This is a genomic window from Streptomyces hyaluromycini (assembly GCF_002217755.1).
Lineage (GTDB): Bacteria > Actinomycetota > Actinomycetes > Streptomycetales > Streptomycetaceae > Streptomyces > Streptomyces hyaluromycini.
Map to the genome: position 1 here is coordinate 37,558 of NZ_BCFL01000029.1, position 15,304 is coordinate 52,861.

Consider the following 15,304-nt stretch of genomic DNA (forward strand, 5'->3'; position numbering starts at 1 on the left):
ACATTCACGGGGTGCGACGCCTGAATGCAGGCATCACACCCCGTGGCGGAGCGGTGACTCGTGGGACGGCGGCCGTCAGGCGTTGATGGTGCCCGCGGCGAGGAGGCCGAAGAGCGCCAGGCCGATCACGATCCGGTAGATCACGAACGCGTTGAAGGAGTGCTTGGCGACGAACTTGAGCAGCCAGGCGATGGAGGCGTAGGCGACCACGAAGGAGACGACCGTACCGACGACCAGCGGGGCGGCGCCCACGCCCGCGCCGAGCGCGTCCTTGAGCTCGTAGATGCCGGCGCCGGTCAGGGCCGGGATGCCGAGGAAGAAGGAGAGGCGGGTGGCGGCGACCCGGTCCAGGTCCAGGATGAGCGCGGTGGACATGGTGGCGCCGGAGCGGGAGAAGCCGGGGAAGAGCAGGGCGAGGATCTGCGAGCAGCCGACCAGCATCGCGTCCTTGAAGGAGGTGTCGTCCTCACCGCGCTTGTGGCGGCCCATCTGGTCCGCGCACCACATCACACCGGAGCCGACGATCAGCGAGCCGGCGACCACCCACAGCGACCCCAGTGGCCCCTCGACGAGCTTCTTGGCGGCGAGGCCGACCACGACGATCGGGATGGTCGCGGCGATCACCCACCAGGCGAACTTGTAGTCGTGGTGGTAGCGCTCGTTCTTGTTGACCAGCCCCCGGCCCCAGGCGGAGACGATCCGCTTGATGTCCTTGAAGAAGTACACGAGCACGGCGGCGATGGCGCCGACCTGGATGACGGCGGAGAACCCGACGACGGACTGGTCGTCGACGGGGATGTTCATGAGCCCCTCGGTGATCTTGAGGTGGCCGGTGGAGGACACGGGAAGGAACTCGGTCACCCCCTCGACTACCCCGAGGACGGCGGCCTGACCGACTGAGATGGCGCTCATGGGATCCAGTTCTGCAGAGTTTGGTCGACAGTGCTGTAGACAGTCTTACAACGGGCGGGTGTGAGGCAAGTCCTAGGCCCAGACGGCCTGGGCGATCGCCACCCCGGCGAAGGCCGCCCCGAGGCCGGCCACGAGACTCGCGACGGTGTTGGCGGCAGCGTAGAGCCCCGCGCCGGTCTCGGTAAGCCGGAGGGTCTCGTAGGAGAACGTCGAGTACGTCGTCAGCGCTCCGCACAGCCCGGTGCCGAGCAGCAACTGGAGGTGCGGGCTCGCCGCACCCGTCGTCGCGGCGCCGGTCAGCAGGCCCAGGATCAGGCAGCCGGTGACGTTCACCACGAAGGTGCCCCAGGGGAAGACGGAGTCGTGCCTGGCCTGGACGGCGCGGTCGGTGAGGTAGCGGAGCGGAGCACCGACCATGGCGCCGAGGACCACCAACAGCCAGTTCACAACGACTTCTTACCCTTCTCGTCCGTTTTGCCCGTGTTGCCTGTTTCGCGCGTGCGGCCGACATACCTGATGACCTCGCAGTCGTCCAAGGTCACGAGTCCCTCGGTCACCAGTTCGTCGAGCTGCGGCAGGAACGCCCGGACCCGTTCCTCGGTGTCCACGACGACGACCGCCACCGGCAGGTCCTCGCTCAGGGACAGCAGCCGGGAGGTGTGGATGCGGGAGGAGGCGCCGAAGCCCTCGATGCCCCGGAAGACGCTGGCTCCGGCGAGTCCGGCCCGGTGGGCGCGGTGCACGATCTCCGTGTAGAGGGGCTTGTGGTGCCAGGTGTCGTCCTCGCCGATGTAGACGGTCAGGCGCAGGGCGCGGCCGGTCAGTCTCGTCATCGCTGCCTCCGGGTGAGGACACGGCGGGTCGCGGTGGCCGCGCACCACACCGCCGCGAGGGCCGCGCACAGGGTGGCGGCGAGATAGGCAAGGCCGACGGCGGGCCGACCGTGGTCGACCAGTTTCTGGATGTCGACGGCGTAGGTGGAGAAGGTGGTGAAGCCGCCGAGGACGCCGGTGCCGAAGAAGGGGCGGACGAGGCGGTGCGCCGGAAGTCCTTCGGTGATCAGGACCAGGAACGCGCCGATCACCGCGCAGCCGATGACGTTCGTCCAGAAGGTCGCCCAGGGGAATCCCCCGGCGGCCGTGGGCAGGGCCAGGGCGAGGGCGTAGCGGGCCACGGCGCCGATCGCGCCGCCGGCCGCGACCACCGCGACGACCGGTGCCTGGGCACGCCACTCGGGCCGCCGCTGGGGGCTCGGCTGGACTCGGAGGCTCTCGGCTTCCGGGGCTGTCATGGTCGTACGTCTCCTGTTCGGCACCGCCCCTGACGGGTGCCTCAGGGTACCGCCGGGCGTACCCGGCGGTCACTTCGCGGTGGGGGCCGCGCAGACCGCGACGCCGGGCTCCCACACGCTGCCGAGGACCAGGTGGCGGCCGGTCCGGCAGACGCTGGTGACCATGCGGAAGCCGGAGTTGCGGCGGGCCAGGTGGTGGACGACCCGGCCGTGGTCGTCGAGCGCCACCACGGCGACGGTGCCGGCGGGGCGGTAGGGGGCGTGCACGGCGGCCCGGGCGGCCGCTCGGCGGACGGCGGGCGGGGCGCGGTGGAAGAGGTCGAGCGGGGGGTTGCGCGGGCCCGCGAGGGCGACCCAGATGAGGTCGTCCTCGCGCCAGATGTTGTCGGGCATGCCGGGCAGCTCGGCGAAGAACTCCGCGTGGCCGGTCCGGGGGCCGGTGAGCCAGTAGCGGGTGAGGCGGTACCCGCCGGTCTCGGCGACGATCAGGAAGGTGCCGTCGCCGCTCACGGTCAGGCCGTTGGCGAACTGGAAGCCCTCCCAGGCCACTTCGGCCGTGCGGGCACCCGGCGCGAGGCGCAGCAGGCGGCCGGTGCCGCTGTGCTCGACGATGTCGCCGATCCACTGGCCGAGGGGGAAACGGCGGCTTGAGGCGGTGAAGTACACGGTGCCGTCGGGCAGGGCGGTGACGTTGCTCGCGAACCGCAGCGGCTCCCCCTCGACCGTGTCGGCGAGGACGTGGACGGCGCCGTCGGCGAGGCCGACGCGCAGCAGGCCGCGTTCCGCGTCGCAGACCAGCAGGTCGCCGTCGGGGAGGAGGTCGAGCCCGAGCGGGCGGCCGCCGGTCCGGGCGAGCGTGCGGACCCGGGCGGTGTCCGGGTCGCCGAGTCCGTCCAGGCGCAGGATGCGGCCGTCCTCGACGCCGGTCAGGACCCGGCCGTCCGGATCGGTCACCACGTCCTCCGGGCCCCGGCCGCCGATGGCGACGTAGTGGAGGGGTACCAGGCGCGTGGGTCGGTCCATGAGTCCCATGGTGGCAGGCGGAGCCGGTCTCACCAGCCCTTCTCGAACATCCGGGCCACTTCGGCGATCCGGATCTCGTCGCGCCGGTAGTAGACGCGGTACCGGATGCGCTTGGTGCGCAGCAGGCCGAGACGGGCCAGCAGCCCCAGATGGGTGCCGGCGACCTTGCGGGAGACCCCGAGCTTGGCGGCGACGGCCCGGACCGTGACGCCGTCCTCGGTGAGGTCGGCGTGGCGCTGGGGCGGGAAGTGGGCCGCCGGATCCTTGAGCCAGTCCAGAATGTCCAGGCGGCTTACGCCGTTGGAGTTCCTCAGCATCCACCAGCCTCCGTCCTGCCTCCTCGCAGTGTGTGTTCCCACTGAACCGCAGCCGAAGCCCCCACGTCAGGGACTCGGTGAGCGTTGTCCGAGACCGAACGGCGGTACGAGATCGACCGGTTGGGAAGTTGCCTGAGCAACATGCCCGGGGCAGGGCGGAGGGGCCCGGCCGTCCCCTTACGGCCGGGCCCCGGTCGGTGGTGGTTCAGCGGTGGCTGAACCACGCCATGGAGGAGAGCGCCTTGTCGTCGTAGCCGAACAGGGCCTGGTTCTCCCAGCCGTTGCCGGAGGTGGCGTCGGTCGGGTCCCAGCCATTGCCGGTGACGGCGGTCCAGGTCGCCTCCCAGTAGAAGACGCCGAGGCCTCGGCCGTTCGGGACGGCCTCGACGATGCTCGCGACGGCGTTCATCCAGGCCAGCTGGCCGGCGGCGGTGGCCGGGTAGCCGGTGACCAGTTCGCTGCTGGTGTCGATCTGGTTCTCCAGCGAGTCGTCCTGGGCGAGGGTGAACGGGTAGGCGGTCTCGGCGATGAAGACCGGCTTGGCGTAGCGGGAGGCCACGTCGTCCAGGGTGGTCTGGGCGGCGGCCAGCGAGCCGTGCCAGTAGCCGTAGTACGACAGCCCGATCACGTCGTAGTTGATGCCGTAGGTCTTGGCGTTGTCGAACCACCAGCGGACCGTGGCGTCGTCGCCCGCGTTGGCCAGGTGCAGGGCGACCTGGGTGCCGGAGGAGACCGCCTTGGCCGCGCTGTAGCCGGAGTTGATGAGGCCGGCGAGCTGGGACCAGTTGTCGGTGGAGCCCTCGGACCAGAGCATGCCGCCGTTGATCTCGTTGCCGATCTGCACCATGTCGGCGGTGGTGCCCTGCGCCTTCAGCGCGTTGAGGACGTCATAGGTGTGGTTGTAGACGTCGGTCTTGAGCTGGCTGTAGGAGTGGCCGGACCAGGCGGCGGGCTTGGTCTGCTTGCCCGGGTCGGCCCAGCTGTCCGAGTAGTGGAAGTCGACCAGCAGCTTCATGCCGGCCGCCTTGATCCGCTTGGCCATGGCCAGGACATGCGCCTTGTCGTTGTAGCCGTCGGCCGGGTTGACCCAGACCTTCAGGCGCGCGTAGTTCATCCCGGCGCCCTTGAGGATGGTGACCGCGTCCCCGGTGGTGCCGGAGCTGGTCTTGTAGACCCCGCCCTTGGCCTCGCTCTTGGCGAGTGACGAGATGTCAGCACCCTTGATGGACAGGCCGGTCGACCCGGAGGCGAAGGTCAGGTCGTCGACGTTGATCCAGTTGCCGGCGTTGGCGTCGGAGTAGACGCTGATCGTGCACTGGTTGTTGGTGACCGCGATCGAGGTGACGATCCGGACCCAGCTGCTGGTGGAGACCGGCAGGTCGGTCTTCTGGTCCGAACTGCCGCAGTTCTTCAGGGATATGTAGGCGGAGTTCTGCCCGCCGCTGGAGCGGGTCCAGGCGGTGAGGGTGTAGGTGCCGTTGGTCAGCCCCGACAGGTACTGGTACGTCTCCACCTTGTAGGCGGAGGCCGAGTAGTGGCTCAGGCGGTAACTGCCGCTGTGGCCGCCGGACTCGGTGTACGAGGCGCCCGTGTCGCCGTACTCCGACCAGCCGGTGGGCGTGGCCACGCCCGCACCGTCGGACTCGAAGCCGCCGTTGGTGAGGGTGCTCGCCGCCTGGGCGGTCTGCGCGGGGAGGGCGGTGAGGGCGAGTCCGGCCAGGAGCGGCAGCAGCAGGGCTCTGATGGTGCGTCTGGGATGGAACATCATCGTCCGTCGTCCCTTCGACGTGACTGGGGTGGGGATGTCCTCCGGCGGGGCCGGAGGAGGCCCCTCCGCCCGCGGCTCTCGTGGCACTCGCGGACGGAGGGGGGTCTCGGTGGGCGCGGACGCGGCGGCCCCGGGGCCCGCGCCGCGGCTCAGCCGTCGAGTCGTACGACCCGCACGGTGCCGGCCGGGACCGCGAGGCGGCCCGCGGCGCGTTCGCCCGTCAGCAGTTCGGTGCCGTGCGCCTCCAGGGGCACCTTGGCGTCGGTGGCGGTGTGGTTGATCGCGAACAGGAAGGTGCCGGACTCGCCGGTGCGGCGGACGACCTCGACATCGCGGGGCAGTTCGGCGCGGGGCGCGATCCGGGCGTCCTCGGCGGCCCAGCCGAGCAGGGCGTCCAGGCCGTGCGCGTCCAGGCGCGTCGACACGTACCAGGCGGTGCCCTCCCCCAGCTGGTGGCGGGTGACGGCCGGGTGGCCGGCGGTGAGGCCGTCGGCGTAGCTCCAGACGGTCTCGGCGGCGCCCGGGACGACGAACTCGGTCCACACGTCGCCGGTCAGCTCGGAGCCGTCGGGGCCGGTCAGTCGCACCCGCTGGTCCTTGAGCAGGGGCGAGAACTCCTCGACGGTGAGGCCGAGGGTCTCGCGCAGGGTGCCCGGGTAGGCGCCCTCGTGCACGGCGTCGTGCTCGTCGACGATCCCGGAGAAGTACGAGACGACGAGGGTGCCGCCGTTCTCGACGTACTCGCGGAGGTTGTTCCCGGCCGCCTCCGTCATCAGGTAGAGGGCCGGTACGACGACAAGGGGATAGGCCGACACGTCGCTTTCGGGGTGGGCGAAGTCGACCGTGAGGTGGCGGTCGTAGAGGGCCTCGTAGAAGGCGTCGGCGCGTTCGCGCGGGTCGTGGTCCTCGCTGGGGCGCCACTGGAGGTTCTGCGCCCACCAGGACTGCCAGTCCCACAGGACGGCCACGTCGGCCCGGGTGCGGGTGCCCTTGATCTGGCTCAACGAGTCGAGGGAAGCGCCGAGTTCGACGACCTCGCGCCACACCCGGGTCTCGGTGCCGCCGTGCGGGAGCATCGCGGAGTGGAACTTCTCGGCGCCGCGCCGGGACTGCCGCCACTGGAAGAACAGCGCGCCGTCGGAGCCGCGGGCCACGTGGGCGAGGGAGTTGCGGGCCATCTGGCCGGGGGCCTTGGCGGGGTTGCGGGGCTGCCAGTTGACGCCCGAGGTGGAGTGTTCGAGCAGCAGCCAGGGGGCGCCGGCGGCGACCGAGCGGGTGAGGTCGGCGGCCATCGCGAGGTTGACGTGGGTGCGGCGGCCGTCGGTGATCAGGTAGTGGTCGTTGGTGACCAGGTCGACCTCACGGCCCCAGGCCCAGTAGTCCATGGAGTCGCACTGGCTGAGGGCGGTCATGAAGTTGGTGGTCACCGGGACGCCGGGCGAGAGGCGGTGCAGGATGTCCCGCTCCATGCGGAAGTTCTCGCGGATGGTGGCGTCGGTGAACCGCTTGTAGTCGAGAGCCTGGCCCGGGTTGCCGACGGTCGGGGTGACGCGCGGCGGGTTGATCTGTGCCAGGTCCGTGTAGTGCTGGCCCCAGAAGGCCGTGCCCCAGGCCTCGTTGACCGCGTCCACGGTGCCGTAGGCGTCGGCGAGCCAGCGGCGGAAGTGGGCGGCGCAGGAGTCGCAGTAGCAGGCCGAGACGGGGACGCCGTACTCGTTGTGGACGTGCCACATGGCGAGGGCCGGGTGGTGGCCGTAGCGCTCGGCGAGGCGGGTGGTGATGTTCGCCGCCGCCGCGCGGTAGTCGGCGTCGGAGTGGCAGATGGCACCGCGGGAGCCGAACTCGTAACGCACGCCCTCCGCGGTCACCGGCAGGGCCTCGGGGTGGGCGCGGTAGAACCAGGCGGGCGGCGCCACGGTGGGGGTGCCCAGGTCGACGCGGATGCCGTTCTCGTGCAGCAGGTCGAGGACCCGGTCCAGCCAGCCGAAGTCGTACTCCCCCGGGGCCGGCTCCAGCAGGGCCCAGGAGAATATCCCGACGCTCACCATCGTGACCCCGGCCTCGCGCATCAGCCGGACGTCCTCGTGCCAGACGCTTTCCGGCCACTGCTCGGGGTTGTAGTCACCGCCGAAGGCGAGCCTGGTCAGGCCCCTGGGGGTGGTGTCCGGCATGGATCTCTCCCGTTTAATCGATCATTTGGGAACGTTCACACACAACGATCGTGGCGTGAGCCCAACATAACCGCACAGCAACAACCATTGACAAGTGTCCGGGATGTTTCTCTACTGTGAACGCTCACAGAGCATGACACGGACTCGCGACGGGTGATGATCCGGGTCTGAGAACGCTCACACATCTGCATGGCAGGTCCCCGCGACGGGCGGGGACCCAGGTCAGGGGAGAGATCCATGCCGCACACGAAGCGCCGCCGCCTCGTGACAACCGCCGTCGCCGTCTCGCTCGGCGCCACCGCCCTCGCCGCCTGCGGCTCGTCCGACGACAGCAAGGCCGACTCCGGTCCGGTCTCGCTGACGTACTGGGCCTGGGCGCCCGGTATGGACAAGGTCGTCGACCTGTGGAACAAGGGCGAGGGCAAGAAGGACCAGATCACCGTCACGGTGAAGAAGCAGGCGTCCGGCGACACGCTGGTCACCAAGATCCTCACCGCGCACAAGGCGAAGAACGGCCCCGACCTGGTGCAGGCCGAGTACCAGGCGCTGCCCACGCTGGTCAGCAACGACGCGGTCGCCGACATATCGAAGAGCGTCGGCGACGCCAAGTCCAAGTTCGCCGACGGGGTCTGGCAGCAGGTCACGCTGGGCACGGACGCGGTGTACGCGGTGCCGCAGGACATCGGCCCGATGATGTTCTACTACCGTGCGGACCTCTTCAAGAAGTACGGCCTCAAGGTGCCGACCACCTGGGACGAGTTCGCCCAGGACGCCCGTCAGCTGAAGAAGAAGGCACCCGGCCTCGACCTGACGACGTTCTCCGCCAACGACTCCGGCCTCTTCGCGGGCCTCGCCCAGCAGGCCGGCGCCAAGTGGTGGACCACCTCCGGCGACAAGTGGAAGGTCGCCATCGACGACGCGGCCACCCAGAAGGTCGCCTCGTTCTGGGGCGGCCTGGTCAAGGAGGGCGTCATCGACAACCAGCCGATGTACACGCCGGCCTGGAACAAGGCGCTGGACACCGGCAAGCAGATCGCCTGGGTCTCCGCCGTGTGGGCACCGGGCACGCTGACCACGGCCGCGCCCGACACCAAGGGCAAGTGGGCGATGGCCCCGCTCCCCCAGTGGTCCGCGTCCGAGAACGTCACCGGCAGCTGGGGCGGCTCCTCCACCGCCGTGACCACGGACTCCAAGCACCAGGCGGCCGCCGCCAAGTTCGCGGCCTGGCTGAACACCGACGGCGAGGCGCTCAACGCGCTGGCCAAGGAGAGCGGCATCTACCCGGCCGCCACGAACGCCCAGACCAGCGGCGCCTTCGCCACCTCGCCCGACTACTTCTCGAACCAGTCGGACTTCTACACCAAGGCCGCCGAGATCGCGAAGACCACGGCGCCCTCCGCCTGGGGCCCGAACGTGAACGTCGCCTACTCGTCCTTCAACGACGCGTTCGGCGCCGCCGCGAAGAACAAGTCGGACTTCACCGCCGCCCTGCAGAAGATGCAGGACGACACGGTCGCCGACATGAAGAAGCAGGGCTTCGAGGTCTCTCAGTGACCAGCCCCACCGGCCGGAGGTCGTACGGGGTCAAGGGGGCCCCGTACGCCTTCCTCCTCCCCGCCACCACCCTCTTCGCGCTGTTCTTCGCGCTGCCCATCGGGTACGCGGTCTGGCTCAGCTTCCGCAAGGTGCACGTCTCCGGCCTCGGCCTGGGCGCCGGCGCCCGCACCGAGGTCTGGGCCGGCCTGGAGAACTACAAGGACGCCCTCACCGACAACGAGTTCTGGGCCGGCGCGCTGCGCGTCCTCGGCTACGGCTGCATCGTCGTCCCGGTGATGCTCGGTCTCGCCCTCCTGTTCGCCCTGATGCTCGACTCCGAGCGGGTCCGGCTCGCCCCGTTCACCCGGCTGGCGATCTTCCTGCCGTACGCCATCCCCGGCGTGGTGGCCGCGCTGCTGTGGGGCTTCCTGTACCTGCCGGACGTCAGCCCCTTCTACTACGTGCTCGCCAAGCTGCACCTGCCGCAGCCGAACCTGCTGGACGGCGGTCCGCTGTACCTGGCCCTGTCCAACATCGCGGTCTGGGGCGGCACCGGCTTCAACATGATCGTCATCTACACCTCGCTCCGGTCCATCCCGGCCGAGGTCCACGAGGCGGCCAAGCTGGACGGCGCCTCCCCGCTGCAGACCGCCCTGCGGATCAAGATCCCGATGGTGGCGCCCTCGCTGGTGCTGACCTTCTTCTTCTCGATCATCGCGACGCTCCAGGTCTTCAACGAGCCGATGACCATCAAGCCGTTCACCAACTCCGTCAACCTGAGCTGGAGCCCCCTGATGAAGGTGTACCAGGACGCCTTCCGCCGGGGTGACATCTACTCGGCAGCCGCAGAGGCGACCCTGATCGCCATCGCCACGCTGGTGCTGTCGTTCGGGTTTCTGCGGGCCGCGAACCGCCGAAACAGGCGGGACGTCAGTCAAGGGGGGGCACAGTGAGTTCTCTTGCCGTCCGCAAGGCCGCCCCGGCGGCCGGTACGACGCCCGGGACCGCGCAGGGACCGCCGCTGCGCCGCCGTATCGCCCTGATCCCGACGATCACCCTGCTGCTCGGCGCGGTCTACACGCTGCTGCCGGTGGCCTGGGTGGTGATCGCGTCCACCAAGTCCGGCAGCGAGTTGTTCTCCACGTTCACCTTCCTGCCCGGCTCCGGCTTCGCCGACAACCTGAAGGACCTCAACGCCTACCGCGACGGCATCTACTGGAAGTGGATGGGCAACTCCGCCCTGTACGCCGGTCTCGGTGCCGTGGTCTCGACGGGTGTGTCGGCGTTCAGCGGCTACGCCCTGGCGACCTACCGCTTCAAGGGCCGCGAGGCGTTCTTCAACGTGCTGCTCGCCGGTGTGCTGATGCCCCCGGTCATCCTCGCCATCCCGCAGTACCTGCTGCTCGCCAAGGCGAACCTCACGGACTCCTACCTGTCCGTGCTGCTGCCGCAGATCCTCTCCCCGTACGGCGTCTATCTCTCCCGCATCTACGCGGCCGCGGCCGTGCCCTCCGACGTGGTGGAGGCCGGGCGGATGGACGGGGCGAGCGAGTGGCGGATCTTCACGCGGATCGCGCTGCCGATGATGATCCCCGGCATGGTGACGGTGTTCCTGTTCCAGTTCGTGGCCGTGTGGAACAACTTCCTGCTGCCGTACATCATGCTCAGCGACGACGAGAAGTTCCCGCTCACGGTCGGTCTGTACACGCTCCTGGAGCAGGGCGCCAACACGCCGGCCCTGTACACCCTGGTGATCACCGGCGCGTTCCTGGCCGTGCTGCCGCTGATCGCGCTCTTCCTGGTCATTCAGCGCTTCTGGAGCCTTGACCTGCTGTCCGGGGCCGTAAAGTCATGACCATGAGCAGCAGTGCGGGGGGCCGGCGCAAACCGCCGACGATCCATGATGTGGCGCGCGAGGCCGGTGTCTCACGGGGCACCGTCTCGCGGGTGCTCAACGGCGGGCACTACGTCAGCCCCGCCGCCGCGGAAGCGGTCAACGACGCCATCCGCAGGACGGGTTACGTCGTGAACCGGCACGCCCGCTCGCTGATCACCGGGCGTTCGGACTCGGTCGGCTTCCTGCTGACCGAGCCGCAGGAGCGGTTCTTCGAGGACCCCAACTTCAACGTCCTGCTGAGCGGTTGCACCCAGGCGCTGGCGAGCCACGACATCCCGGTGCTGCTGATGCTGGCGGGCACGAAGGACGAGCGGCGGCGGATCACCCGGTACATCACGGCCGGGCACGTGGACGGGGTGCTGCTGGTGTCGAGTCACTCCGGTGACCCGGTCGCGCAGGAACTGCGCGAGGCGGGCGTGCCGCTGGTGGCCTGCGGCAAGCCGATCGGGCTCGGCTCGAAGGTGAGTTACGTGGCCGCCGACGACCGGGACGGCGCCCGGGACATGGTCCGGCACCTGCTGGACGTGGGGCGCCGCCGGATCGGCATGATCACCGGCCCGCTCGACACCCCGGGCGGTGTCGAGCGGCTCGCCGGGTACAAGGAGGTCCTCACCGAGGCGGGCATCGCAGTCGACGAGGCGCTCGTCGTGCCGGGGGACTACAGCAAGGCGAGCGGCGAGGCGGGGGCGGAGCGGCTGCTCGCGCAGGCGCCGGACCTGGACGCCGTGTTCGTGGCCTCCGACCTGATGGCGCAGGGCGTGCTGGCGGTGCTGCAGCGGGCCGGCCGGCGGGTGCCGGATGACATCGCTGTCGGCGGTTTCGACGACTCCCCGGCGGCCACCGCGGTGACCCCGCAGCTCACCACCATCCGTCAGCCCTGGGACCGGATCAGTACCGAGATGGTCCGGGTGCTGCTCGCCCAGATCGGGGGCGAGGACCCGGCGGCGGTGATCCTGCCGACGGAGCTGGTGCGGCGCGACTCTACGTGAGACCGGGCGCGGTCCGGGGTGCCGGGGCGCGTTGTCGGGCGGCTGCGGCCGAGTGGGGGCTGAGCGCGCCCACGCGGCGGCAGCCGCATATCAGGCAGAGCCCCGCGCCCCTTCAGGGCGCTATCGGCGAGGGCGGCAAGCGGTCAGGATTGGAGAAGCTGCGGTGGGCGCCCCTGTCCTAGCGTGGGATCACCGGCCGAAAAGCGCCGGTTCCCTTACCGCCAGGAGTGAGAACGCCATGACCGCAGGCGTACAGACGATCATCTACCCCGTCAAGGACGCGGCGCAGGCCAAGGCCCTGTTCAGCGCGCTGCTCGGCGTCGAGCCGTATGCCGACGAGCCGTACTACATCGGGTTCAAAGCCGAGGGGCAGGACGTCGGCCTCGACCCGAACGGGCACGCCCAGGGGCTGACCGGGCCGACGCCGTTCTGGCACGTCACCGATCTGCGGGAGCGGCTGGCGGCACTGCTGGCGGCGGGAGCGGAACTGGTCCAGGACGCGCGGGACGTCGGCAACGGCCGGCTGGTCGCCTCGGTGAAGGACGCCGACGGCAACATGGTGGGCCTGCTCCAGGACCCGGTGGCCTGACCGTCGTACTCCTCGGACGACTGCTTGCACCCGCACTAGTTGCGCACTCAACAATTGGCCGGATCGGTGTTACGGTGCGGGTATGGCAGTGAAGACGGCCGAGGCCCGGCTCGAGGAACAGTGGCGGGACATCCTCTCGGTGCACGCGCGCACGATGTGCGAGATCGACCGGGTGCTGCATCCGCACGGGCTGGGCGCGAGCGACTTCGAGGTGCTCGACCTGCTCGCCACCGAGACCCCCGCCGAGGGTGACCACTGCCGGGTGCAGAACCTGGTGGGGCGGGTCCATCTGAGCCAGAGCGCGCTCTCCCGGCTGATCGGGCGGCTGGAGAAGGACGGTCTGGTGGAGCGGTCGGTCTGCGTCGAGGACCGGCGGGGCGTGTGGGTCGCGCTCACCGCCAGGGGCCGCGCCCTGCACGCCGAGGTACGGCCGCTGCAGCGGGCGGTGCTGGAGCGGATGCTCGAAGGCACCGACGCCTGAGCAGTTCGCGGGGACCGCGCCCCGAAGGGGCGCGGGGAACTGCGCGACCAGCCCCCACCGGCCCGCGGCGAACGAACCGCATGGCCCGCGGCGCGCCTGGTGTCAGCCTGAAGCGTGCCGCCGCGGGCTACCGGACTCGAACCGGCTCAGACCTCGCGGTCACAATCTCGGAGATTGAAGCGGCTATCCCAGCACGCCTTTGCCCGTCACGGCGCTAGAGCGCGAACTCGATCCCGTCGGGGAGGACCTCGACGCCCTCCGCGGCCACCTGGGCGCGGGCCCGGGACGCCGGGTCGACCAGGGGGTTGGTGTTGTTGAGGTGGGTGTAGATCCGGCGGGTGCGGGGATGGCGGGCCAGGGCGGCGAGGCTGCCGTGCGCGCCGGAGACCGGGAGATGGCCCATCGCCGCCTGCCGGGGACCTGAGCGGACCGTGGTGCCCATCTCGCGGGCGGTGAAGAAGGTGCCGTCGAGCAGGACGCAGTCGGCCTCCGCGCACAGCTCGTCCAGGACCTCGCTCCAGGCGCCCACGCAGGGGGCGTAGAGCAGCACTCCCCCGGTGGCCAGGTCCTCGACCCGGTACGCCGTGACCCAGCGGCCGTCGGCCTCGGCGAGCGCGGCCGGGACGTACGCCGGGACCTTGGCGCCGACCGGGTGGGCGGTGACCACCAGGCCGCCGGCCAGCACGAAGCCGCCGTCGGCCAGGCTGTCGGCCCACTCCCAGGGGGCGTAGCGGTCGAGGGCGCCCCGGGCCGGGGCCAGCACCGTCCGCACCGGCGGGGCCGCGTACACCTTGAGGTCCGGCGCCCCGCGCAGCACGGTCAGGCCGGAGACGTGGTCGGCCTCGGCGTCGGTGAGCAGCACGCCGCGCACCGGGGTGTCCCGGGGGCCCGGTCCCGGCCACAGCGCGGCCGTGGCCGTGAGCTGGGCGCGGATGTCCGGGGAGGCGTTGAGCAGCCACCAGTCCCGGCCGTTGCCGGTCAGGGCGACGCACTCCTGGGTCCGGGAGGGCAGCTTGCCGTCCCGGGCGGCGGCGCACAGCGCGCAGGCGCAGTTCCACTGCGGGAATCCGCCGCCCGCGGCGGTGCCCAGCAGGACGACCCTCACGACGATCCGCCCCTCTCGCTCTCCCCGGCCCCTGCTGGGATCTTCCCTCAGGATGCGCCGCGCTACCCGCGGGAAGGGGGAACTTCCGGCCGTCCTTCGGAAGGCCGCCGGTCCACCGGGCGGCGCGGCGGAATCGGTTCCGACGGGAAGTCGCGGCCACCGGTCCACAGCGCGGGTACGGCGTCGCAGCGGCGGCACAGCTCGTAGGCGACCGCCTCGTAGTTGACCCGCCAGCCGTGGAAGTGCGGCCAGGCCTCGTCGGTGCCGCGTTCGGCACGGAAGCCGGTCTTCTCCAGCATGGTCACGGCCTCCTCGAACTCGCCGTACGTCAGCTCGATGGGGGCGTCCGGGGCCGGGTCGGTGTCGAAGGTCGCCCGGACGGAGGCGGCGATGTCACGCAGTGCGGTGAACCCGGCGCGCAGCACCAGCCGGGCCTCCGGCGGGGCGGTGCGCGGGGCGAGCGCGAGCTGCAGGGCCGCCGCGTCCATGACGGCGATCAGGCCGACCAGCCAGCTGCGGTAGGGGCGGGGCGAGCGGAACGCCAGCAGCACCGGGTAGGTGGCGTGGCTCTCGCCCATGTCGGCGGCCAGCCGCTCCCAGGACCGGTACAGCTCGGGCAGCGCGGTCTCGGTGTCGACCAGCCACTGCCGGGCGAGGATCTCCGGGCCCCAGGCGGGCTCGCCCGCCCTGGACTGGAGGAGGGTGACCTCCAGTTCACGGCGGTTGTAGGCGGCGTACAGCGTGGGCAGGTAGGCGATCTGGAGCGCGATGACGACCGGGCCGGTGGCGGCGGCGACGAAGTCGAGCGCGGACAGCCGCAGCCGGGCGCCGCTGGCGAACCCGAGGGTGAACAGGCTGGAGCCCGCCTCCCGGAACGCGATGCTCCAGGACAGCGGGGAGAACGCGTAGAGCAGCAGGCCGAAGCCGAGGAACGCCCCGCCGAGCCAGGCGGCGAGCATGCCGACCAGCATGAGCGGGGCGAGCCAGGTCTGGGCGCGGTCGATGGCCCGGTAGCCGCCGCGGTGCGCGGTGAAGCAGAGCATGCGGCGCAGACCCCACCACAGCCGGTACACCAGTACGGAGTACAGGCCCCGGGGGACCACGAGCGTGCGCAGGATGCTGCGCAGGACCAGGATCAGTACCAGTCCTCCGGCCACCCCGGAGATCCATTCCATGGCGCCATTCTGGCCCGGGCGGCGGCCTCCCGGTGACCGGAGCCGTTCGT

Annotated in this window: 16 protein-coding genes; 6 read left to right on the forward strand and 10 right to left on the reverse strand. The window is 70.7% G+C overall.

Going from position 1 to position 15,304, the window contains the following annotated elements; translation table 11 throughout:
- Positions 1-75: 75 nt before the first annotated feature.
- From SSP29_RS39175 to SSP29_RS39210, 8 genes are all read right to left on the reverse strand, one after another.
- Positions 76-912, reverse strand: coding sequence for an undecaprenyl-diphosphate phosphatase (locus SSP29_RS39175; protein WP_089105705.1), 837 nt, complete (start codon positions 910-912; stop codon positions 76-78).
- A gap of 72 nt (positions 913-984) precedes the next feature.
- Complete coding sequence (gene crcB / locus SSP29_RS39180) at positions 985-1,359, reverse strand: fluoride efflux transporter CrcB (RefSeq protein WP_089105706.1); 375 nt, start codon at positions 1,357-1,359, stop codon at positions 985-987.
- Positions 1,356-1,745, reverse strand: coding sequence for a DUF190 domain-containing protein (locus SSP29_RS39185; RefSeq protein WP_089105707.1), 390 nt, complete (start codon positions 1,743-1,745; stop codon positions 1,356-1,358). The genes crcB (SSP29_RS39180) and SSP29_RS39185 overlap by 4 nt, the downstream gene beginning before the upstream one ends.
- Entirely contained in the window at positions 1,742-2,203 is a 462-nt protein-coding gene (gene crcB, locus SSP29_RS39190; RefSeq protein ID WP_089105708.1) for a fluoride efflux transporter CrcB, read from the reverse strand. Before crcB (SSP29_RS39190) ends, SSP29_RS39185 begins: the two co-directional genes overlap by 4 nt.
- Before the next feature lie 69 nt (positions 2,204-2,272).
- Entirely contained in the window at positions 2,273-3,226 is a 954-nt protein-coding gene (locus SSP29_RS39195) for an SMP-30/gluconolactonase/LRE family protein (protein ID WP_089105900.1), read from the reverse strand.
- Between the two features lie 29 nt (positions 3,227-3,255).
- Positions 3,256-3,543: a helix-turn-helix domain-containing protein gene (locus SSP29_RS39200; protein WP_089105709.1), complete on the reverse strand. Its 288-nt coding sequence runs from the start codon at positions 3,541-3,543 to the stop codon at positions 3,256-3,258.
- A gap of 205 nt (positions 3,544-3,748) precedes the next feature.
- A complete protein-coding gene (locus tag SSP29_RS39205) occupies positions 3,749-5,308 on the reverse strand; it encodes a glycosyl hydrolase 53 family protein (protein WP_089105901.1) in 1,560 nt (519 codons plus the stop codon).
- A 152-nt stretch (positions 5,309-5,460) separates the two neighbouring features.
- Positions 5,461-7,482 (reverse strand): beta-galactosidase, encoded by a 2,022-nt coding sequence (locus SSP29_RS39210; protein WP_089105710.1) that lies wholly within the window; start codon positions 7,480-7,482, stop codon positions 5,461-5,463.
- A 237-nt stretch (positions 7,483-7,719) separates the two neighbouring features.
- On the opposite strand from SSP29_RS39210, the gene SSP29_RS39215 reads away from it, so the two are divergent.
- The 6 genes from SSP29_RS39215 (at position 7,720) to SSP29_RS39240 (ending at position 12,974) form a co-directional block, all read left to right on the forward strand.
- Positions 7,720-9,036, forward strand: a complete 1,317-nt coding sequence (locus SSP29_RS39215; RefSeq protein ID WP_089105711.1) for an ABC transporter substrate-binding protein — start codon at positions 7,720-7,722, stop codon at positions 9,034-9,036.
- The gene (locus SSP29_RS39220; protein ID WP_089105712.1) at positions 9,033-9,971 is read left to right on the forward strand and encodes a carbohydrate ABC transporter permease; all 939 of its coding nucleotides are present in this window, start codon (positions 9,033-9,035) and stop codon (positions 9,969-9,971) included. The genes SSP29_RS39215 and SSP29_RS39220 overlap by 4 nt, the downstream gene beginning before the upstream one ends.
- Positions 9,968-10,873, forward strand: coding sequence for a carbohydrate ABC transporter permease (locus SSP29_RS39225; RefSeq protein WP_089105713.1), 906 nt, complete (start codon positions 9,968-9,970; stop codon positions 10,871-10,873). The genes SSP29_RS39220 and SSP29_RS39225 overlap by 4 nt, the downstream gene beginning before the upstream one ends.
- On the forward strand, positions 10,870-11,904 hold the full coding sequence (locus tag SSP29_RS39230) for a LacI family DNA-binding transcriptional regulator (protein WP_089105714.1): 1,035 nt from the start codon (positions 10,870-10,872) through the stop codon (positions 11,902-11,904). Before SSP29_RS39225 ends, SSP29_RS39230 begins: the two co-directional genes overlap by 4 nt.
- Before the next feature lie 238 nt (positions 11,905-12,142).
- A complete protein-coding gene (locus SSP29_RS39235; RefSeq protein ID WP_089105715.1) occupies positions 12,143-12,493 on the forward strand; it encodes a VOC family protein in 351 nt (116 codons plus the stop codon).
- Between the two features lie 82 nt (positions 12,494-12,575).
- Positions 12,576-12,974 carry a MarR family winged helix-turn-helix transcriptional regulator gene (locus SSP29_RS39240; RefSeq protein ID WP_089105716.1) on the forward strand — a complete coding sequence of 133 codons (399 nt, stop codon included), beginning with the start codon at positions 12,576-12,578 and terminating at the stop codon, positions 12,972-12,974.
- 214 nt (positions 12,975-13,188) lie between these two features.
- Here SSP29_RS39240 and pqqB read toward each other — a convergent pair whose 3' ends face one another.
- Positions 13,189-14,079 carry a pyrroloquinoline quinone biosynthesis protein PqqB gene (pqqB, locus tag SSP29_RS39245; protein WP_089105717.1) on the reverse strand — a complete coding sequence of 297 codons (891 nt, stop codon included), beginning with the start codon at positions 14,077-14,079 and terminating at the stop codon, positions 13,189-13,191.
- 62 nt (positions 14,080-14,141) lie between these two features.
- Positions 14,142-15,254, reverse strand: a complete 1,113-nt coding sequence (locus tag SSP29_RS57160) for a hypothetical protein (RefSeq protein WP_089105718.1) — start codon at positions 15,252-15,254, stop codon at positions 14,142-14,144.
- Positions 15,255-15,304: the final 50 nt, after the last annotated feature.